The following is a 21,980-nucleotide window of genomic DNA, read 5'->3' as shown; positions in this document are numbered from 1 at the left end:
AAAAGTGGGCGACATCGTCTCGGAATCCACGGGCGACTTCATATCGGTACGCCTGGGCGACTTCGTCGGAATCCGCAGCTCGCTGGTTCGCGCTCTTGGCCCCATCAATCGGGCCCCTCACATCTGCTGAATGTCTCGCCGACGCGCGGCGAGTACGGGCGCGCCTTCTCCGCACCTGCACCGGCTGCACTATCGCCATAGCGCCCACAACTCCGCGGCTTCGTTCAATCCGGCTTCTATGAGGTCGCACGCTACGACAGAGCGCGCGGCTGGACTTTGCCCCGCGACCTCACAGAACCCTCAAGATTCTGAGCATGCCGTCCCATTCCCGGTAGTTCTCCGCCCGGAGAACAAAACCCCGGTGCCCGTAGTTTTCCGGCCGTGAACGGAATCCGTTGATTGAACTCAATGGCCGCCTCAGGCCGCCTTCGCCGGACGATCAAACCCATGCCCGACCGCGAGAAGCAGAGTGACTTGCCCCAGATTTCATCCAGTTCTGAGTTCGCTCAAGCCATGGATTTGCCCAGTTGGGACGGTGCTAGCGACGGGAGCTGGCGCGGAGCCATCGGCATAGCGCAGCGCCAGATCCCGGCGCGGGTGGCAGGTGAAGGCGAACTCGGAGGGCGTCTTCCATCCGAGCTGTGAGTGCGGTCGTGTGTAGTTATAGTCGGCGCGCCAGCATCCGAGCGCGACGCGGGTCTGAGCCAGCGACGTGAACAGCGTCTCGTTCAGCAATTCATCCCGGAGCCGACCGTTGATGGGGAAGCCGGCCCCGCTCCATCGGCGCCAGCGATATACTGGCGATGTACAGACCCGCTAACAGGAGCTTTTCCTATGGAAGTCGCGACATGGACATTTCGAAGCACGTGTTTCACATCCATGCAGTTGACCGCCAAGGCCAAGTGAGCAGTCGCCAACGCCTACGGCGAGGCGAGATCGTGCCGTTCTTCTCCTCGCTCGCACCTTGTTTGGTTGGCATCGAGGCTTGCGCGACCGCTCATCACTGGGCGCGGGAGATTCGGCAGTTCGGACACGATGTAAGATTGATTTCGCCGGCCTATAGGACTTTTTCGCTGTAAGGGCGCGCTCGCCGTGGTTCTACAAACACGCGGCTGCATCCTCTTAACTGAAAGTCAGCGCCATCCTAAACTAAACTGCGCGAGGCACACCTGGAACATTGGTCAGTGATCAGGCCCCTGGTGTGTGAGTTATTTCGCTGTCCGCGGTCGCTTTCAACTCGAATAGCGCTTCGTATCGCCAAGCTCGATGCGCCCCAACTTTTCAACGCCCTAGCACCGATAGACAAGGGCCGGCTCGCATTGCTCGGCTCCCCAACGAGAATAGCACCGACTGCTCGCGCCTTCTCAGAAATTCTCCGGACAAGAAAGAAGCAGCTTGCCCGCGCCGGTTAGCGGCCCTGAGCACAAGAAGGCCCGGCTCGGTTTGATATGCCGTGCAGCAACTCGGTCGCTGCCGGCGTTGTACGAATTTCGGACCTGCTGATTGCGCTAGGCAGCTTTAGCAGCCCGTGATTTCGGCCGTTTCATGTGCGGTACGCGGGCCCCGATTGCACGCTGGTCCATGGCCCAATAAGGATTGCCGATCTTGTTGAGGGGATACGGCTCTGTCGCGCGATTGTCCCAGATTACGACGTCGCCGGATTGCCATTTCCAGCGCAGAGTGCTCCGCGGCGCGACAAGGTAGGATTGCAGCAGCTCGAACAGTTTTTGACTGGGATAGCGCTGCAAGCCGACAAAGTTCTGCACGGAACGACCAAGCGATAGCATACGTTCGCCGGTTTCAGGATGAACACGAACGATCGGATATGTCGTTTCGTGGATCGTTCCGGTAGATGCGCCGCCACATCCGCTCTTGTTGTTTTCGGTGGCCCTCTCAGTCGCAGTGAGATCGAATGCGGCGTAGCTCACAGCCCAAAGGTTATCGGCCAACATCTGCAGGGGATTGGGAAGGTCGAGATAGGCGACCGCCTTGCTCGACCAAGCGATGTCCGCGCCAAAAGGTGGAATCCCTGAACCCCACAGCATTGAAATTGCTGGGCGGGTGGCACAGAAGACGACCTCATTCTCCATTTGGTCGATATGACTGCGGGCGCGGTCAGGCAGCGTCTTCCCGGCTGTGAAGCCTCCCCTTGTATCCACCATTGTGGGACTCGGTATCAGCGAGCCGAATCGTAGCAAAAAGCGTTGTTGCTGGGCACCATCGAGATGTCCCTGATCACGGAAGAAGATAACCTTATGCTCCAGCACCAGCCGGTAGAAGGCTATGAAGACCTCGTCGGGCAAATCATCCGACAATTTAAGGTTCTTGATTTCGGCGCCCAGCCGGTCCGCGTGTTTGACGATGTCTGCTCGCGAAATGACGTTATCGATGGTCATTGTGCCACTCATGACGGCGCCTCTCTCTGTGGATTGCTACAAACGCCACGTGTTTGGTGGTCGTGTCAGGTCGACGAACACGGCAAGGCCGTCTTGCGGACACGGATCCGAATTGTCTGACCGTGGGGGTCGCCGCGCCCACAATTAGGCGGCTGAAGTCCAATACACACGACCAGCATCTTAGGATCTCACTCCGTCTGAGTGCGGACTCGGCAATGCCGTCCCGTCGAGGACATTCGCATATACGGCCACCAGATCGATCTGCCGCCTGATCAACAGTGCGGATCATAGACGCAACACATGTCCAGTCCATGAAACGAAACCAGTTTTCTTTTCGAGCTTGCGTGACGTTCGCTTCGTCTAAGAGCTCGTGCGTGGAAACTCCTCCAACAGCGACCGGGTCGCACTCATACCAACCCGAACGGCCTCGTCGGAGTGATGAAAATCGGAACTGGTTCGCGGCCTGCGCTTGCAAAGCAGGCAGGACCGCTAAGGGTTCTCTACCTATAGATGTATAGTGCAATTATGGCTACTTCAACGGGTTCACAACTATTTGTTTGCGACCTCGAGTTGTTTTCAATGGCGCGGCTTGTTTCGCCGGCCGATCATTGGCTTGCTCTGGTCGCTTGGCTAGCGGGAGAGCCGTACAAAACTAGTAACTTGCAACTTCCGATGGAGTTTAAACAACGGGCTCAATCCCTCGATTTTCGAAATTTGTACTCGGCGCGAATGCAGGTCGTCCCGGCAGTGACCTGCCCTTTTGGTTCTGCCCAAAGACGCAAGAATTTCCTTACGGAGTACATGCTGTCTGGCTTCGTGGCAGTTGAGCACACCACCAGAAACCGAGCGCCGACCGCCCAGAATATCGCTCCTCTGAGACGAAAAGGCGTCTTTCCGCTCTCAGACTGCAAGCCGCAGATTCCGGCCGGCTATTTTTTGCCTCACTATGAGCCACACGACACTGAACGCCACGTCGGATTTCATAAGCCTGAATTTCTTCTCCTTCATGATCGCGGTCTCTTCCTCCCCTCGATAATTTGCGAAGCACGTAAATGCGCCGCACGATCAAGCCCCCACCATAAGGCCCAGCCTGAACTATGCCAGACGCAGCTCGACGGCCGTTGGACCGGGCAGCTCAATAGCGTCGGTCTTTCAGGGGCTGTCGCTGCTCTTGCTCGTAGCCCAGCTGCCTGGAATGCATCCAAGCACCGGCGCCGAGACCTTCACATTGAAAGCGGACAAGCACACTTTGGCTTCGACGGCGCAGTAACCGGGAGCAGCGCAGGCCAGCCGCTGTCGAACGCGGAAGGAGCTCAAACTAACTTCAAACTCCATCTGATACTGACGCAGACAACATGTTCACCAGGACTCAAGCGGGAACGGGAACGATCCGCCCGGTGCATACAAATGAACTGACTATTCGCTTGTCAGTCTCGTAGTTACAGCATTCGCTGGAGGGCAGCATAGCGCCGACGCAAGGTGCCGGCGAACCCGCCGATACCTCTGGGAAACCGGCTTGAGACGGGCGGTTCGACGATGAGCAAACTTTGACCGGGCAAATTCAATCGCCGGGCGCAAGGCATCGGGATGTTGGGTTGTCACCGGCTCCAGACCTGAGAAAACGTCGCACCAACCCAAGCTTTCTACGAGCGCGCCGCTCAATTCCATATGGGCGTATGATCTCAGTGCTCGAACAGCTGAATTGCATGACGTACCCGCAAGGTAGATGAGGATACGTGGATACTCGTTCAGTTGTCGACCATGGGGCACACTGAAGCTACATGTCTTTGCCGCAAATACGTACGAGCATAGATCAATTGCGTGCCTTACGCACGCAGCGGCCTGCACGAGCCGGCTGCCTGGATTCGCCGCGGCAGCGCTGATGGTCGTCTGCGTGTTCTTCGCGCGGCGTTATGTGTGAGCCCTCCCGCCCTCACTTCTGCTCCATCACGGTGCGCGTCAAAGCGCTTCTAGCAAAATTCTTCAGCGGCATCGGCTTGCCGAACAGATAGCCTTGGACGAGGTCGAAGCCGAGCTCGCTCACCGTCATCAAATCAGCCCCGCTCTCGATGCCTTCCGCGGCGGCGCGGACGCCGTAGCCCTGGGCAAGCTCGACGACGTGACGGCACACCGTGCGTTTCAGCCTGTCATTGCCGCAGCCCGCGACGAATCGCCGGTCGGCTTTCAACTTGATGAAGGGAATCCTATCCAGTCCCATCAGCTCCGGCCAGTTGACGCCGAGATTGTCGATCGACAGGCCGATATTGTGGAAGCTCATCTCGCGAGCGATCTCGGTCAGGAAATCGAGGTCGCGGATCGCCTCAACGCTGGCGATCTCAATCGTCAGCCCACCGAAGGCTGGATGCATCAGCATCCGGCGGCAGAGGTCGCGGACGGCCTGCGGCTCCTTCAGGTAGGCTGCGGGCAAGTTGATCGAAAGGTCGACCGCGGTCTGCCGCTCCAGGAGATAGTGCCAGTCCTGCAAGGCGCGCTCGATCACGAACTCCGACAGGTCGCGCAAATGGGGATCGTGCTCCTCTGGGATGAAATAGGCTGGCGGGACCAAGCCCCAGGTCGGGTGTCGTCGCCGCGGCGAACGAGCGAGCGCGCGTCGATTTTCGATTGATACCAGAGCTCGAGCCAGCCCCCATGCAGCGCCTCGCCGACATGCACCGCCGGGCTCGGGACCTGCTCCTCGGGCAGTAGCATCGCCACGCGCTCACGGAGCGTGTCGGCGGCAAAGGGAGTGGTGAGTGGCAGCATCGCAAGCCCATATTCCTCCCCGACCTGCTGCACCGCCTTCACTACGATCGAATCGCGCGCGCCGACAGCGAGAACCTTGCCCTCGAAGGCATCGCGTACCAGAACTTGCAGGAATTGGCCAGGCTCGATGCGGTTGCCGCCAATGCCAAGCAGGACCAGGTCCGGCAGATCGGCGGCGAGTATAGTTTGCAGCTCGCTCGCGCTGCTGCATTCGCTTGTCACGAAGCCGAGATCCTCGAGCACCTCGCTCATGAAAGCCCGCAGATGGCGCTTGCTGTCGGCCACGCATACGCGCGGCGTCATCTTCCGCCTTCCGAAAGTCTTTAGGCTCGGTCCGGCAATCTCACCAACCCCATTGTCCATCGCAAACCACTCCCCGTTTCGCGGCGGTGTGTTAACAGCGCGGCGGGCTTAAATATGGAGAGCTTCAGCTCGATTGTTGAACCTTTCAGGTAAGCTTAAAGGAGCCAATATTCGTAAAATTGTCTGGAATGCCTTGGCAGATGTTTAAGCTTGCCCCCATCCTGCGCTTTCGCGTCCCGTACTCTCCCTTAGATTTTCACCAGAGCCGTTGGTCGATGCTAGCGCGGGGTGTCCTGCAATTGGACGGGCCGCAAGGCGCCTCGCCCAATGGAATAGCAATAGTAGCATCTGCGGCGCCTCTGTCGCGTTCGACGATGCCAACTGGCTCGTAGCCGTAGGTCGGATAGTTCGGCGCGGTACGGCCACGCATTGTGTCGAATACACAGGGTTGACCCTCGCCCGGCCGCTACGGTGGCAGCCGTAACGTGACCACCTGGCCGATGCTCATGCTCAAGTACCGCTCATAAGCAACGCCGGCGGATGGAAACGACCTGCGGAATCGCAGCTTGGGAAGCTGCCGTTCTACCACTGAACTACGCCCGCAATCCCTTGAGCTTACTGATCTTTCTCGATCCGACCAAATCGGCTTGGCACGATTTTGGCCGCCCGATTGGGGGCAGAGGTAGTTAGATCAAACCGCATCGCATTTTGCAATCGCGGCATTCGAAGCTCCGGCGCACGTTTCATCCAGGCCCAAGCTGGCTTAGTCCCAGCTGGTCACCCAGACGCCCCCTAACGAGCTCCGGCCGTTTTTCCGGCGGTAGACCGCGCACTGCCTAGGAGTTCGGACTAGCGAAAGTCGAGACCTGGTTCCGTGGACCGTTCTTTCGCAATGTAGCATCGTGCCCCTGACTACGAGGAAATTTGGTGGCTGACAGCCAGCAGAAGCGTGAACGGCTGCCTTTCTTACCATCACACCTATGAGCGCCAGCTCGTAGGCCTTCTTCAAAATCATCCAGATCGCCGCGGCATAGCCATTAGCGAACTCGCCCACGAGGCTCAGAAGGGCGTGCTCCGCGTTCCCATTCTTGACGGTCGAGTCGTTCGCTGGGTATGCTTACACGGTGAAAACGCTTGGCCAAAAAATCCGCGAACGCCGCGAAGAGCTCGACCTCTCGCTGCGTGAATTCGCAAAGAAACTCGATTGCTCACCCCCCTTCATCTCCGACGTGGAGCACGGTCGGCGCTTTCCCTCCGAGCCAATGCTGGAGGAGATGTCGCGCCTGCTGAAGCTCGATGTCGCGGAAATCAAGCGGCATGACCAGCGCGCGCCGCTTGATGAAATCAAACGCATGACTGAGCAGGACCCCGGCTACGCCTTCGCGTTCCGCACGCTCGTCGATAAGAAGCTGACGCCGCAACAGCTTCTTGAGCTCGTCAATAAGAGTAAGCCTCCGCCCAAAGGAGGCAAGAAGTGAGGACGTACCGGGCGAACCGGGGGCCGTTCGCGACCCGCCCTTTCTACAAGCCTGCGGAGATCGATCGCATCTGCGCCGACGCTTTGAAAGCCGCGGGGCTGATGCCCGACATACCCGAAGCCGTCAGGGTCGAACGGTTCGTCGAAAAGCACTTCAAGATCTCACCGCGATACGAGGCGCTTCCCGACGGCGTGCTCGGCTATACATCGTTCGGGCCGAAGGGGGTCACGGGCATCGTGATCACGACGGCGCTGGATGAGGAAGGTGGCAGCGTCTCCGAGCGCCGCATCCGGACGACGCTCGCCCACGAGGCGGGGCACGGCCTGCTTCATACGCATCTCTTCGCCCTCGGCGAGAAGCCGCCGAAATTGTTCGAGGACGGAAGCGACCGACCGGAAATTCTCTGCCGGGACGTTCACGGCACGGCGCACGAGTCGCGTTACGACGGGCGCTGGTGGGAGTTCCAGGCGAATCGGGCGATCGGCGGTCTGTTGATGCCCCGCGGTCTCGTTATCAAGGCGGCGGTCCCCTTTTGCGAGGAACGCGGCGGGCTGGCCCTGCCCACGCTCAAAGAGGACGAGCGGGAGCGCGCCGCCCGCGAACTGGCTGAAATCTTTGATGTAAATCCTGTAGTCGCCCGTATCCGGCTCGATGATCTTTTCGCCCGCCCGGAGAGCGGCCAGCTGACCCTTTGATTTTTTTGCCGGGTGTGTTAGCTATATAAGCTAACGTTGGCATACATTCTGGCGCAGACATCTGGATCGGCACTACAGCCCCCCGGAAAGGACGAACATGGAGAGTGGAAAGATGAGTCAGGCGAAGGCGAAACCCGATAAGGAACCGAAGTACATTATCAACATCGAGGGGGAGGAATTTCCCTGGGACGAGGACACGATCACGACCGAACAGATTGCCGAGCTGGGCGGCTGGGACCTCTCGCAGGGCGTGATCGAGGTCGACCAGCACAACGTAGAACGGACGCTTGTGCCGGGCGAGATCATCGCGATCAAGCCGGGCCAGGGATTCGGCAAGAAGCACCGCTGGAAGCGTGGCTGATGCGCGCGCGTATCAGGCACGAGCTGGCCCTGCTGCGCCGCCACTTCGGCGACGTCGAGCACGCGGAATCGAACGGGGAAGACTGGTTCAGGATTCCCAGTTACGTGCTGCCCGAAGGCTGGCGCATCGGCAACGAGGCGGTGAGCGAGCTGCCGGTCTGTTTTCTGATCAAGGGCAACTACCCCGGCGATGCGCCTTACGGATTTCTCGCGCTGGCCGGACTGAATTTCGAAGGTGCCGCACCGAATCACACGGGCGCTCCACCTTCGCCCCCGCCCTTCTCCGGCGAGTGGCTGCATTTCTCGTGCTCGGTGGAGAATTGGTCGGCAACCACCGACGTGGGCAAGGGCTCGAACCTGCTCGCGTGGGTGCGGAGTTTCACGGTGCGATTGCGGGAGGGGGCATGAAGGCATTTTTGAAGTTGGAGAACGGCGCGCTCGATGATTTGATGACGCACCTGCTGCCGTCTGACTCCGAAGAAGAGCAAGCGGCGTTCCTGTTTGCCCGCGCCGTGCGCAGCGATCATCAGGTCACTTTCGAGGTCGCGGAAACCAAGAAGCTTGGTCCTGGCGACTTCATCGTGCAGCAGGACGACTATCTGGAGCTGGCCGATGAAACGCGCGCCGCGCTGATCAAGCGCGCGCACGATGTCGACACGTCGCTCGTGGAATTGCACTCGCATCCCGGTCCATGGCCCGCGGGCTTCTCTTACGCCGATCGCCTTGGGCTGCAGGAGACCGTGCCGCACATGTGGTGGCGGCTCAAGAAGCGCCCCTATCTCGCCATCGTCGTCGCGAAGTCCGGGTTCGACGCCCTGCTCTGGCTCGACAATCCCAAGATCCCGCGTCCGCTGGACGGGATTGTCGAGGGCAGTCGCGTGCTGAAGCCGACCAACTTTTCTCTGGGAGGCTGGGGATGAGTGATCTTCCTGCCCGCTTCGACCGCAACATCCGCCTCTTCGGCGAGGAAGGGCAGCGCAAGCTGCGAGCCACGAGCGTCGCGGTTATTGGCGTCGGCGGGCTCGGCAGCCCGCTCGTCCAGCACCTCGCCCTGCTCGGCGTTGGCAGCATCACGCTGGTCGACGACGAGGAACTGGACGAGACAAATCGCAACCGCTTCGTCGGCGCAAGAAATGATGATCCGGTGCCTGGCAGTCCAAAAGTCGAACTGGCCGCGCGTCTTGTGCGCGAGATCGATCCCACCATTCGCGTCACGCCGATAAGGGCAAGCTTGATCAGCGAAGAAGTGTTCGCTACCGTGAAGCAGGCCGATTGGATATTTGGCTGCTTCGATGAGGACGGCCCGCGCGCGATTCTGAACGAATTGTGCGCCGCCTACGCGAAATCATATATCGATCTCGCCTCTGACGTACCGGAGGAAGGCGTCTACGGCGGACGCATCTGCGTCGCATGGCAAGGCGGCGGCTGCCTGCACTGCCTAGATGCTCTTGATCGGCGCGATGTCGAACTATACCTGAGCACGGACGCCGAGAAGGTGGGCCGCGCCGCGATCTACGGTGTGCCGGTGGAGGTACTGCGCGAGACCGGCCCTTCCGTGTCGCCAATCAATGGCGTCGTCTCCGCGCTCGCCGCAACCGAGTTCATGGTCGGTGTCACCGGCATGAGAGAGCCGCAGCGCCTGATCAACTATTATGGCCACGTACCAAAACTCACCACGGCGAAGCCGAAACCGGATTGCTATTACTGCGAAGGAATTCGCGGCAAGCCGCAAGACGCCGATGCCGAGCGCTTCCTGCGGATGCCACATCTTCGTGAAAGGCGGTTGAGGGAAAGGCGGGGAATCAGCGAACCCGGAGAGTAGGACCCGCCCGCTCCGATTCGTGGAGATTTTCTCCATGGAGAGAGCTCTGGTGTATTTCCCATCGAAATACGTCGATCGCACGGCCGAATGGAGCGGCGCGCCATACCATTTCATGACGATGCCATTGACCTTGCCCAACAGCGAGGTGCCCATACTGATGTTAGCGCAGGGATCGACGAGATCGGGCTTGAGCTCGGCTGTGTCTGTGACGCCGAGCCTGGCGGATATTGCGTTACTCCGACGCGGACCACGGCTTGACCGTCGTAACGGCGAACCAGCTCCGCTTGCCCGGGGCGTAATTCTTATAGAAATAGGAGCCTAGTCTGGCGATCTCAGACGTTGAGCGCGAAGCCGCGTATAGGTCTTTGTCAACTCTAAGAAATCACTCTTTCTCAACTTGAGCGTTTGAAAGTTGTCCCCGCTTCCCATGTACACATAGTCTTCACTCGACTCCTCGAAAGCCTCGTCTATGAAATAGTTAGCGTTGTGCTGTTCAAAACCAAATGGCGAGACCGCACCTAGGACGAACCCCATCGTCTTGATTTGCTCGTGGGTAGCCAGATTAACCAAGTTCTTTGACATGCCAAGCTCTCTAGCAATCTCCTCCTTTGCGACTTCCTTGTCTCCTGGCACAACAGCGATAGCGACGCGAGGCATGCCGTCTTGCTTTTGCTTACCGACCGAGAAGATGACCGTCTTGGCCATTTGACCGTCTTTCAAATTCAGCACTCTGCGTACATCTCGGATTCGAAATACCGCGGCGTGTCGCAAGGTCTCACATGCTATTTGCCTCGATGCCAAGAACGACCGAACGCGTTCGTAACCGGAAGCGTCGGCTCTCTTGACTGCATAAACGAGAACGTAGTGACCATAGAAGTACGAGTCGTCTCTTATCAGAAGCTCATCGAGATGAGAAAAATAGTCCTTAGCATTTTTTAAGTCGAACATGCTGTTCGGGAGGATAGCTGTGATGCAAGGATACGAGATCATACTTCGGATCTCAAACAAGCCGCTAATTTGCTCTTTCATCTGCGGTTGATACGGCTTGCAGAAAATGTAGAAGGTCATATCCTCGAGCGCGACTTGGGCCGTCTGTCGATCGGCGTCTATGTGTGCTGCCAGCGAGGTGTCCCTCCAGTTTGGCTTCATGCTCTCGACGATTGTATTTGAATTATAGAAACTCAACAACACGGCTCCGCCGGGCTTCAGCCACTCATGGAAGCGCCGAAGCATTCTGGGAGTGTCCTCCACAAAACTGCCCATTCCAAAGCTTGCGCAGACGAAGTCCACTTTTCCTGCGAAGTCGCTTTCGCCGTCCACCTCCTCGTACTCGAAGTCGGCAACGGAAAAGGCTATGCGTCGATCGTCGCACGCGACTTTCTTCTCCTTAGCCACCCTTATCATGTGCGTGGAGAAATCGAACGCATAAACACGGGAGAAGTATTTCGAGATACGAAAGGCATGCCGGCCTGTTCCGGTCCCAACATCGACAGCGATAAGTTGCTGAGTCGATTGCCGGCGTTCCAAATCCAGGTCTGACATGATTTGGTCGACGAGACCCTCCTCCTTCCTCATCGCAAGCTCGGTAGCAAACTTCGTGCTACCGTAGAGCTTATCATAAACTGGAGCCGCAATGTCAGAGAGCACAGTATGAAAGAGCTTCTTAAGTCGCTTGACGATCTCATCACAGACCAAATTGACCTGAAGGTTATGCACCTCCGTCAATTTGTTGTCGAAGACAAAACTGCTTAATACGTGGCCCTGCCCCAGCGTCCGGCCATCAAGAAATACGACATGAACGTCATGGCTTTTTAGAAGAGAAATAGCTTGAGATGAAACCTCTCTCACGCCTTCGGCAAAGACAACAAACTGGGCAATGTTCTCCTGCTGTTTTAGATGCTCGAATAGTCGCTCGTCTCAATCAATGCAACCCGTACGCAATTGTTTCTGAGGCGCAACCATCGAGATTGCTGCATACTTTCTCGCCCCTGCGCAGCAGTTCAATTCGAGAATCACTCCCGGCCAATATGCGCAAACTTGGCGTCACTCAAGCCCGCGTTCCGCCGAACCGGCGCGCGGTTTGTTTGAGCGACGCGGCTTACTATGTATCGACACGCGCTGCTCGGGACGCTCCAACGAAGCAGCCCCACCTGGCGCTCGTGTTCGGCTTGGCAATCTCTCGCAAGAGGAAGAGCCCAAGTCGGTACTTGGCACTCTTCGAAAAATTCCGCCCGCCGGTGGCCGGCTAGGTTTGCAGACGTAAGTGACAAAAGAATCATTCGCGACCATACCGCGATTCCGATTAGCGGTTTTAGGCGCTGGGCTGAACCATTTGGCTAATCACTCTGCAGAGTTTCACGTACCGAATTGGCCCACCTCGGCGGAATGTGGTGAGCTGGCGCCCTCGCCGATGCTACTTACGGGTCTGGCACCTCGACGCGGGGATCGTCGGCCCGCACGGAGGTTTGAAACTGAGCTGGATCAACCTTCTTACGCTGCGCCCATTCGACAATGTTTGCCGGGCGATACGTTGGATCAGCTCGCCATCGCTTGAATACGTTAGCGTCGATCGTCTCATTGACGTTGATATGGCTGCCGTCTTCCCTGACAGCCGGCTCCCTGCCGATGATCCGATACAAAGGCGAAGTGAACCAGGCATAGAGACCAGAACCAAAGGACGTATACGAGTCGGCAATCGGCGCTGTTACGGCGTCTCCATCGAGATCGACCTCCGATCGGAACGAAAGACCGTGCAGTTCTGCTTTCTTCATCATCCAACGCAGGGGAGCTTGGGCGAGAAGATCGGTCTGATAGCCGCCCCCGACATTGGCATGGGCACCTACGAACCAACGCTGCTCAATTCCGGAAAGCGGGCGCGGCTTTGCGATGACCGCGCCGGGATCCTTGGGGTGACGAACATCCCAAAGCGTGGGAGCGAAGTCGTTGCGATGCTCATCGATAGCAAGGGCGTGATAGCCGTTCAAAATATGGATGCGCAGTCCTGTTTGGAGATAATCGAACTGAGAACGGCTAATGCCCGGAATGTTCCCTGCCGCTAGACCGACGGAGCCGACGGTATCCCACACACCCATTACCTTTACTTGAGCAGGCTGCGAGTATTTGAGAAGCCACTTTTCTTGCTCCGACAACTTGCTAGTGTCTCCACTCGCTGCGATATCCTTCAATCGCCAAATGCTCTCCTCATCGCCTTTCTTGTAGCGATCAAACAGCTCTGTCACCCCGATCGGAGAGCCAGCCTTCAGGACACCATTGATGGCAACCAATCCAGCCAAGGCCCTGGCTGTGAAAGCACCCCGGCTAAATCCGAAAATAAAAATCTCGTCGCCTTCGTTGTAATTTTCGATGAGCCACTCGTACGCGAGGCGAATGTTTTCATCGAGCCCCTGACCGAAAATACCGCCCAAAAACCCGTTAACCCCAACCTCATAGTAGACGAGTTGAGGTTTGCCATCCGCGCTTTTGCTCGCACAGAGAGCCCTCATTCGCCAGACGTTGGTGTTGCTGTTGACGCTATTCCATGTCCCGTCAAGAAAGACCGCGAGGCGCTTTTGCTGCTGCTCTGCGCCTGCAAAGTTCGGCTGATTGCCACTCTTCTCTGCAGGACGACCGACGATCACTCCGATCGCGACAATGGCCACAATCGCGAGCAACAGCCCAATCGTGTGCCCGACGCGCTCAACCCAGCGAAAAACCTTCATGGAAGGGTTCCGACTTGGCCGCCCTCAGAGAGGACTCCGGTAGCCAAGCGCACCAATAAACGCGGCGCCGGCAGGCGCACGACCAATTTTCAGGTTGTGTCTCAACCGTCACATGCGCGACGAAAGCTCGGACCGCTAAGACTGAAGGCGAGTCGCCGTAACCCATTTCTATATCCCAAGAGCACCGCCCCCCCGGATCGCTGTTATTCTTAGCTATGCCAGCGGCAGGAGCGCAACACACCGCCCTAACCACACTCCGTATCCCACAGACTAGAGCAACGGCTGCGCCGGTTTTTTGCGTTTCCGCGCGGAGTCACGATGAACAACAGTGCCAGATCCTGCATTCAAGCAGCAAGACGTCTCATCGAAAGCCAATCGGTCGCAGATTCGTCGCGGACCCTCATGCACCCCGTGCCCGGCAAGCGCGTATTCTTCCTACCGGGAACGGTGCGGTTCGTACTGAGCGTTTGCGATCAGGCTTTGCCAGCCGCCTCAAGGGGAGTCATACGTCGGCAAGTGATTTGCGCTCCCATGCAAAAGAAGTGGAGGTCACTCGGAGGAAAACTCTCCGATCGCCGCGCAGAACATATCGACAAAGCCGGCACACTCCTGTAGGGAAGTGCACAATATTTGACGCGCTATCTAAGAGCGTGTCCAAAAGTCAATCTATTTTAAGTCGCTCGTACGCTACGGGCTGAACAATTTCAACGTGAGCTGGCGCGAATGCCTAGTACCAGAGCCTCTTTCAGTGGCTGGCCAGCAATCTCCATAAATATGTGAGGGAGATGATGCGATGAGTGTGCGCGAGCAGCTGTTTACCCTATTGCGCAACCTTCGATGGATAATTGTTCTGTCCGCAGCTATTTCAGTGTTGCTCTATCTGCCAGATCAGATTCAGGAGCTCTATCGGATAGCCGCCGACGACCTTGGTTGGGTGACGTTCAAGGAGTTCGCTGCCTTAGGTGTGATTGCCATCGCGATTTGGGCGAGTGCGTTTCAGCTCACAACTGCATCACTGCCGCAAATCCCTAAGCCTTCGGGGCGCCTGGCCTTATATATAAGACTTGCTCCCATCCTGCTTGGAGCACTGCCGATCATCGCGGCCACAGCAGGTCAATTCGCATCACGGCCGGCGCGAAAGATCGGGGAGGTCGAGGAAGTCGGCAGTATCTTCCGCATTCAAGACCAGGCGCTGGCGTTTGAGCGGAACATGCTGCTCATTCTCGCGATCGCCATGCTGATCATGCTCGCCTGTTTCGTGGCATTTACTTGGCGAATAGGATCAAGAGATCGCTCGATTGATATCGCGAGCCGCGCCAACAACGCTTACTTCATCCGCTACAGGTTTCTCGCGCTCTCGATTGGCGGCATCGTGCTGTTGACAACAGCATTCATCCTGCTACCTGATGGGCTCGCACAATTTCTTGGATCGTTCGGCGTGATCGCTCTCTTTGCGGTTTGCGTCATTGGTCTCACGGTCCATTTTGCTCTCTTGACGATCAGATTTGCGTTTCCGTTTATTCCGGTTGTCTTTGGCGGCTTGTTCCTGCTTGCCTCCTTATTCGGAGGTGACAACCACGAACTGCGTACCGTCTCTGAAGCAAACAGCCCGCCGGAGAAAGCGCGCATGTCCGCTGCCGGCGCATTCCGCGAGTGGCTTTTGCAGAAGCCGCGGGTGGAGGAAGCCAAGAGGCTCGGCGAATATCCCGTCTTCATTGTGGCGGCTCAAGGTGGAGGGATCTATGCCGCCAACAATGCGGCGCGGTTCCTAGCGCGACTGCAGGATCTCTGCCCGGCATTTCGCCAACATCTGTTTGCGATAAGCGGTGTGTCCGGCGGCAGCGTCGGTTCGGCAATCTTCGCCGCTGCGCTCCACGCCGAAAATGCGTCCCTTGATTCTAATGCCGTCGACGGAAAGACATGCCCCAAAATCGCAGATTTCCTTGCCGGGGTTGGGCGGGTCCAAGATGTTGATGCTCCCGGCCCGGTCGAGCAGCGGGTTGCGAGCGTCTTGGCAACGGATTTTCTATCGCCTTTGGTCGCCGGCTTTCTGTTTACTGATTTTACTCAAATGTTTTCGCCGTTTGCGATTCCTGCCTTCGATCGCGCGCGTTTCCTCGAATACACCTTGGAGAACGCCGGTGACAGGATGCTTGGCAGCCACAATGGCGGGGACGATCGATCCAATCTGCTAAAAGCCGACTATCAGTCCCATTGGGCGCCCGGCAACAACATGCCGGCCCTATTGTTCAACACGACAGATGCCGGTAGCGGCAAACGGGCTGTCATCTCTCCCTTCGACTTCGATCCGCTGCACCCGAAAGACACGGACCTGTGTGTTCTTGCATCGCTTGAACGCACGGGCACCGGGGCTGACCAAACGGTCAAGAGCCACTCGCTTCGTATTCCGCTTAGCACAGCTGCTTTCACGAGCGCGCGATTTCCGTGGGTGACGCCGGCGGCGACCGTCTCGGTCAAGAATGACTGCATAACTTCTCATCCGCACGCGCGCCTGGTGGACGGCGGATACGTGGAAAACTCTGGGATTGAGACCGCGCTCGACCTGATTGAGAAGCTTAACAGCATCAAGGGCACCTCCGACGCGCCAAGATTCAGGATTTACCTCCTGTCGCTCGTCAGCGGGCAATTCGGTGATCATGGGTCATTCATGTTCGGTGAGCTCATGGAGCCGGTACGCGCGCTTCTGAGCACGCGAACCTCCCGAACCTATGTCGCGCTCAATCATGCAACCAGCATCGATCGTCGGCCCGAGGTCGAAGTGACTCCCAGTGTGCAGCGCTTTCCGACGTTCGGCCGGACGGACATAACAGGCCTGTTTTACAGCCTTCCACTCGGCTGGACGTTGTCCCAGAAGACCGAAGATATCATCTCATTGAGCAGCGGTCGCTTTTGGGATTGCGTGCCGAAGGACGACTTCGATCAGTCCCGCGAGAGGCAAAGCAACGCTGATTGCCTGCAGGTGAAGTTATTCCATCTTCTGAATGGATCGGTCGCGTCCGCATTTGAAACGCTTAAGGACGCCAAGCTCGCACGGGCTGCCTACGCCGGCGAGTTAGCGAAGGAATATCAACCATCTCCAAAGATCAAGCCGCAGCCGTTGCTTGCTTGCTATGAGAGCAATTGGCTGCAGAAGCGCGGTTATGAGAAGTATCAAGAAAAACTCGCCGCCTACGAGCAACAGTTGGCCGGATCGAGCAAGGACCATTCACCGGCTCCTCCACCTGTTCCGCCATATCGCAAGAGCTACATGGCCTATTATCAGGCCGAGCAGGTGAAGGCCTTGTTGCAGGAATGGGATCGCGTCGAGGAGACCGATCCTCGTATCCTGGCCTATATTCTTGGGTCAGTGTCCTACGACAGCGCCGACTTTACGCGCACCAGCGAGAATTTCTCGTACAGCGCGGCTTCACAACTCCCACAGAAATGGCGCGATCGCATCGACCAGAGTAACGCAAAGCTTGCGGCCGCAAACAAGCCCGGGGTCGACATTGGTTCATTGCTCAATCATCCCAAGGAATTGGCCAACTTCGTCCTTGACTACGACGGCAATCTGTTCGGCAACCAACCCGGAACGGATGACGGTTGGCTGTTTCGCCCGCGAGGAATGTATCAACTGGTCGGCCGCGAGCAATATCAGGAAGCGCAGGATCAAATGCAGCAGCTGGGCGAGCTCGAAGGGTTCGACCTGCTGACGCTTCCCGACGCCCTCAGGGATGCCAAGATCTCGGCCAAGGTCACTTTCGCCCACTTCCGATTGCACCGGTATAGGGACGACCGATTATCTCCGCCCAACAATCGCCGAACACTGTTCGAGTTACTCAAGGATCGTGCAAACGACTGGGCGGCCGTACGCGCGTTGCAAACGGACATGGCACATGCGCCGGTCGACAGGACACGGGTCAGTGCAAGAAGTGAGATGTTCCTCGGCTGTATTGAGGAGGCGTTGCATCCGACGAAACTCAAGACCCTGCAAAGCCAATTCTACGGTGAGGAATGAGGAGTTTGATCCCGTCGCTCGCATTGCCGACGCGAGAGAGCGAAACGGCGGACCGCCGCTTTTGACAGCTGATGCTGAAGTTTTTGGTCTTACAGGGGGATTTCCAATGGTGACAAGGGGTGAAATGCACAGATTGATGTTTCGTCGGCGGCTTGCACGACTGTTTGCGGCCGGAGTGATGTTCGCATCCGCTTTGGACGTCACAACGGCTCCGGCGCAAGCTGCCTCAAAGCCGCTCGCGCCTAATGATGTGTCAATTCTCTTTCCTCCGCCGAAGTCGGCGGGCGATCTCGCCAATCTAATCGCAGTGTCCGATCTCCGCGGTCCCTCTGGATCCCCCCAGCGGCTGTTTTCCGACGCGGACTTCGCGCGCTTTATCGCCAACGCGGAAAATCCGGAGCGTCCGGGCGTGCCTGATTCGGGTGTACGTCAAATTCAGTTGCCCGATGCCGTGAAAAAGATCGACGCCTGGTTTGTGGCTGGCATCCGTATCGATCCGGGCGCGCCGGGATTGGCGCCGGATGTCATCGCCCAATTTGGCCGACAACCGCAAATCCGCCTCATCATTCAGCCGGTGACCAATGGGCCGGACGGCTTCAAGGTTCACGACACCGCGGGCCACCTCATCTTCAGTTTCACTCTCGAGGCGGATCCGCCGCTGGACGGGTGCGCGCCGTTCCCGCGATTCAAACCGGACGACGAGGCCTTTAAGGCAATCGTTCGTGACGTCGCGACCTTGCGCGATCAGCTTGCCGCCGGACATTTTGGTAAAGTTAAAGTCTCGACTGCCGGTGATCTGAACGTGCATCCGGGTCTTGTAGGAGCATCGGCCAAGGCGTTTCGCGATGCGCTCAAGACCTTGCTTGAGAAGCATCTTTCGCCTCAGCGCCTCAACACCATGGCAGTGATGGGCATCGCACCGCCCGAGCCCTGGATTTTCGTGTCGATGCTAAGGGTCCCGCAAGCAGGCCTAATACCCGTGCCCGGCCCGACGCTTGATGGCCTGCACGCGGCACAGATGTTCAGCATCATTGGCGGAAAACACGTCGTCCCGCAACCGGGTACGAACAATCAAAATCCGATCACCTGTCGACACGCGGCGTTGCAAAATCCGCCCTTGCCCGCCGCTGATCGCAAAGGTGTTTCGACCTCCGAGTTTATCGACGGCAACGTGCCCAACAGCCGCATCATCGAGATCGTCAATACCATTGCCGATCCGAACAAGAGCCACTTCTTCAATACCGATTGCGTCAGCTGTCACACCGAGACAGCGCAACCACTCGCCAGGAGAATTGCAAACTTCGCAGCGCTTGGCGTGAACCGCGCGGTCTGGCCGAAAGAAGATTGGAATGTTCGCAATTTCGGCTGGTTCCCGTCGTTCTTGCAGAGGGGCCCGGCGGCGGCGACAATAACCCGGCGCACGGCAGCCGAGACGGCCGACGTGATCGCCTTCATCAATAGCCGACTGCTGAACAAGTAACAGACGCTGCGACCGTTTGCGGCAGTCTGCCGGCTCGGCTCGACGCACGAAAAGATTAATGGAGTGCTCGTTATGGGGAGACCTTCTTTTGGCTCTCGTCTTTATTCCTGGGTAATGCGCTGGCCTCATATCACCAGCCTGTTGTTTGCAATTTTTGTTGTCGTGATCGTGGCGGCCGGCCTGGTGTATTTCGCGCCGGAGAAGGTTCGCGATGCAGCCCTCAAAATCAAGAACGACGCAAATCTGGTCGCTCAATTATTGCCTGCGACCCTGCCGGAGCCATCGAAGATCGAAGCCGCCTATTGGCTGCCGCAAAACTGGAGCTCCCGTCAGCGTTACTGGTTCCACCACACGTCCCAGGGGACGGCGACCATTCCTGTCCCCTATCAGTGGTTCTTGGCCCTGGAACGCCCGGAGCTGTCCTTCTCTTACACGAGCTTGAGCGACGAGGACTATCTGCGCCGCCTGGGCTTCATCCCGAGCCCTAGCTCAAAGGGCTTTGCCGGTAATGCGCCCTCATATGGTTATCACGACGATGCACCGAATAGGGGTACCGCGACCCCCGGTTGGGCACCAAGCGTGCCCGACAACCCGAACGCTTTGCCGGTCGGTTTTGCCATTCTCAAGGGCGGTGTCGATCCGACGACGGGCGCCCCATATGAAGATCAGATCGGACTAACCTGCGCCGCCTGTCATACGGGGCATCTCGAATACAAGAATGTCAGTATACGGTTCGACGGTGGGCCGGCGATGGTCAATCTCGGCGAAGTTGAAAGAGTCATCGGGCTATCGATCGGCTACACGCTGATGTTGCCATGGCGATTTGAGCGTTTCGCCAGCAAGCTGGAGCGGATCAAAGGGCAAAGCGTCGATCGAAAGCAGATTCGAGGCGATCTGGAGCTTGCACTTCAAAAGATCAAGAATCAAAAGGCAGCGACCGACAGACTTTTGACGGGACAAGGAGTGGCGGATCTCGATGAAGGATTCGGTCGACTTGATGCGCTGAACCGGATCGGGAACCAGGTTTTCTATACGAACCTACTCGATCCCGTGACTGGCGAACTCCGGGACCCACTCCTCAAGGGCAATTTCGCGCGGCACGATGCGCCCGTGAGCTTTCCGCCAATCTGGGGCACGCCGTATTTCCTTTGGGCACAGTATGACGCCTCTGTTCTCAACGAACTCGTTCGCAATTCCGGCGAGGCGCTCGGTGTCAGCGCGAAAATCAATATGACAGCGGCCGCGCCCGGACGGCCGCTTTTTGCCTCGTCGATACATCTATCCGAAGTCGCACGGTTCGAAGAGCTTCTTCGCGGCGCTGATCCGTTTTCGGCGGGCGATGCAGGCCGCAGAAAATTTACCGGGCTCATGGCCCCCCAATGGAAGGACGCGCAGGAGAAATTCCGCGGTGACCCGGCCTGGGCGATTGATGAAAAGCTCGTCGAACAAGGTCGCGATCTTTATCGCGCTCACTGCTTTGAATGCCACCGGGGCCCGGTCAACGATACTGCCTTCGACAAAAAGTGGCCGGAAGATTCGTTCTGGAGCCCAGAGAACCCCGATCGTTCAGCCAAGAATGAGAAGAATTGGGTGGAGATCGGCGGACGGCATTATTTCAACGTGGTCCAGATGCCGGTCACCGCGATCGGCACCGACCCCCAACAATCCAGCGTCCTCACGACGCGGCGCGTTCACCTACCCGAGTCACTCGGATTAAATCCTGCAGATGACCTCAACAAAGCCGGAGGTTGTGGCCTTTCGGCAGATAAAGGGGCAGATCCTCTGTTTGTACTCGCGCTCATGGACGTGGTCGGCAAGACGATTGACCAATGGATGACTGCGAACGGCACTTCTGAAGAAACCAAGCGTCAAATGTGGGGGCCGAGAAAGAACTGCCAAAACCAGCGGGTCTATGTCGGGGCGCGTGCAAGCCGCAACGGCAAGGATGAAGTTGTTCTCGCCCTTGAACCTCAGTACCGGGCGCGTCCGTTGGACGGTGTGTGGGCGACGGCTCCTTATCTGCACAACGGGTCCGTTCCGACGCTGAGAGACATGTTGGTACCGCAGGGCCAGCGGCCGACGTCGTTCTGCGTCGGCAGCCGTGCGTTCGACCCGGTCAATGTCGGACTTCTTACGAAAGCTCAGTCGGCCGACAGCTGTGCGCCCGGCTTGACGAACTTCGATGTGTCTCTGCTGGGGAACAGCAATCGCGGGCATTCCTTCGAGGGGAAGGAAACCGACTTAAGGAAGCTGCCGCCTGGCGTGATCGGACCAGAATTGACCGACGCCGAACGGCGAGCGCTTGTCGAGTATCTCAAGACTCTATGAGCAAGGCGTTGCCCGCCGACCTGCACGTCGGCGCGGCTACGTTGGATCTTCCGCGGAGCCGGTTCATCCCTCTGTCGGCGGCGTGCACCATCGCCGCGAGAGCGAGGACGTCGACGCCGACTTCGCTTGGATCGACCCCGAGCCTTTCGAGGTTTCGGATGACGCTGCCCCTCACCTATCCCAGAGCCCGAATGCCGCTCAGGACGTCGACGCGGAATTCGGCTTCCCAACGACTTGGGAGAGCCGGTGCCTGGTCGGCTGGCCCATGCGACAGTCATAGCATAGAAGGCGTCAAGGTGACCAATTGCGGCGCAAACCGCATCAACATGGGTCCCACGAATGTCGGCGCCGCTCTAGAAGATGGGTCGCAAAACTGTGATGCACTGTGTGCACCGTCACGGGTTTGTTCAGATTCGCTGCGATGTGAGCCGAGCGGATCACGCGGCTGCTAGCTGTGGCGGCCGGCAAATACCTGCGTGTCGGCCGGGTTAGCCGCCAATAGGCCCTTAGAATGTTAAGAAGTCGTGGCGAGAGCATGACGTCCCTGCCGGCTTTGCCCGCTTCCGGATGATCATCCGCTGTCTGTCGATATCCGGGATCGCGAGGAATGCCACTTCC

Annotated in this window: 12 protein-coding genes and 4 pseudogenes; 10 read left to right on the top strand and 6 right to left on the bottom strand. The window is 57.9% G+C overall.

From position 1 onward, the window contains the following. Positions 1-486: 486 nt before the first annotated feature. Positions 487-756: pseudogene (locus tag XF30_RS11050) on the bottom strand (integrase core domain-containing protein); the annotation flags it as partial. Positions 757-848: 92 nt separating this feature from the next. Here XF30_RS11050 and XF30_RS40080 point away from each other — a divergent pair. Next, positions 849-1,061, top strand: a pseudogene (locus tag XF30_RS40080) (IS110 family transposase); the annotation flags it as partial. A gap of 447 nt (positions 1,062-1,508) precedes the next feature. On the opposite strand, the gene XF30_RS11040 reads toward XF30_RS40080, so the two are convergent. Next, the gene (locus XF30_RS11040; RefSeq protein ID WP_244608912.1) at positions 1,509-2,396 is read right to left on the bottom strand and encodes a TauD/TfdA dioxygenase family protein; all 888 of its coding nucleotides are present in this window, start codon (positions 2,394-2,396) and stop codon (positions 1,509-1,511) included. A 1,933-nt stretch (positions 2,397-4,329) separates the two neighbouring features. Further along, positions 4,330-5,522: pseudogene (locus XF30_RS11035) on the bottom strand (EAL domain-containing protein). A gap of 1,028 nt (positions 5,523-6,550) precedes the next feature. Between XF30_RS11035 and XF30_RS11030 the strand changes: the two are divergent. The 6 genes from XF30_RS11030 to XF30_RS11005 all read left to right on the top strand — a co-directional run bounded on the left by XF30_RS11030 (position 6,551) and on the right by XF30_RS11005 (position 9,817). Beyond that, positions 6,551-6,940 carry a helix-turn-helix domain-containing protein gene (locus XF30_RS11030; protein WP_109142690.1) on the top strand — a complete coding sequence of 130 codons (390 nt, stop codon included), beginning with the start codon at positions 6,551-6,553 and terminating at the stop codon, positions 6,938-6,940. Continuing rightward, entirely contained in the window at positions 6,937-7,635 is a 699-nt protein-coding gene (locus tag XF30_RS11025) for an ImmA/IrrE family metallo-endopeptidase (RefSeq protein WP_244608911.1), read from the top strand. The genes XF30_RS11030 and XF30_RS11025 overlap by 4 nt, the downstream gene beginning before the upstream one ends. A 112-nt stretch (positions 7,636-7,747) precedes the next feature. After that, positions 7,748-7,996, top strand: coding sequence for a hypothetical protein (locus tag XF30_RS11020; RefSeq protein ID WP_146207676.1), 249 nt, complete (start codon positions 7,748-7,750; stop codon positions 7,994-7,996). Further along, the gene (locus XF30_RS11015) at positions 7,996-8,403 is read left to right on the top strand and encodes a hypothetical protein (RefSeq protein ID WP_109142688.1); all 408 of its coding nucleotides are present in this window, start codon (positions 7,996-7,998) and stop codon (positions 8,401-8,403) included. Before XF30_RS11020 ends, XF30_RS11015 begins: the two co-directional genes overlap by 1 nt. Further along, entirely contained in the window at positions 8,361-8,915 is a 555-nt protein-coding gene (locus XF30_RS11010) for a Mov34/MPN/PAD-1 family protein (protein WP_146207675.1), read from the top strand. The genes XF30_RS11015 and XF30_RS11010 overlap by 43 nt, the downstream gene beginning before the upstream one ends. Then, positions 8,912-9,817 (top strand): HesA/MoeB/ThiF family protein, encoded by a 906-nt coding sequence (locus XF30_RS11005; protein ID WP_158284346.1) that lies wholly within the window; start codon positions 8,912-8,914, stop codon positions 9,815-9,817. The genes XF30_RS11010 and XF30_RS11005 overlap by 4 nt, the downstream gene beginning before the upstream one ends. A 120-nt stretch (positions 9,818-9,937) precedes the next feature. On the opposite strand, the pseudogene XF30_RS40075 reads toward XF30_RS11005, so the two are convergent. The 3 genes and pseudogenes from XF30_RS40075 to XF30_RS10990 form a co-directional block, all read right to left on the bottom strand. Then, positions 9,938-10,045 (bottom strand): annotated as a pseudogene (locus XF30_RS40075) (hypothetical protein); the annotation flags it as partial. A gap of 90 nt (positions 10,046-10,135) precedes the next feature. After that, positions 10,136-11,665 (bottom strand): YbaK/EbsC family protein, encoded by a 1,530-nt coding sequence (locus tag XF30_RS10995; protein ID WP_146207674.1) that lies wholly within the window; start codon positions 11,663-11,665, stop codon positions 10,136-10,138. Between the two features lie 569 nt (positions 11,666-12,234). Then, positions 12,235-13,536: a T6SS phospholipase effector Tle1-like catalytic domain-containing protein gene (locus XF30_RS10990; protein ID WP_109142685.1), complete on the bottom strand. Its 1,302-nt coding sequence runs from the start codon at positions 13,534-13,536 to the stop codon at positions 12,235-12,237. A 793-nt stretch (positions 13,537-14,329) separates the two neighbouring features. On the opposite strand from XF30_RS10990, the gene XF30_RS10985 reads away from it, so the two are divergent. The 3 genes from XF30_RS10985 to XF30_RS38030 all read left to right on the top strand — a co-directional run bounded on the left by XF30_RS10985 (position 14,330) and on the right by XF30_RS38030 (position 21,362). Then, complete coding sequence (locus XF30_RS10985) at positions 14,330-17,554, top strand: hypothetical protein (protein WP_244608910.1); 3,225 nt, start codon at positions 14,330-14,332, stop codon at positions 17,552-17,554. 124 nt (positions 17,555-17,678) lie between these two features. Then, positions 17,679-19,034, top strand: coding sequence for a cytochrome c family protein (locus XF30_RS10980; RefSeq protein WP_244608909.1), 1,356 nt, complete (start codon positions 17,679-17,681; stop codon positions 19,032-19,034). A 72-nt stretch (positions 19,035-19,106) separates the two neighbouring features. Further along, positions 19,107-21,362 carry a di-heme-cytochrome C peroxidase gene (locus tag XF30_RS38030; protein WP_244608908.1) on the top strand — a complete coding sequence of 752 codons (2,256 nt, stop codon included), beginning with the start codon at positions 19,107-19,109 and terminating at the stop codon, positions 21,360-21,362. Positions 21,363-21,980: the final 618 nt, after the last annotated feature.

Source organism: Bradyrhizobium sp. SUTN9-2, assembly GCF_003122645.1.
Taxonomy (GTDB): domain Bacteria; phylum Pseudomonadota; class Alphaproteobacteria; order Rhizobiales; family Xanthobacteraceae; genus Bradyrhizobium; species Bradyrhizobium yuanmingense.
The sequence above is the reverse complement of the archived record's forward strand: the minus strand, read 5'-3'. Positions and strand labels throughout refer to the sequence as shown.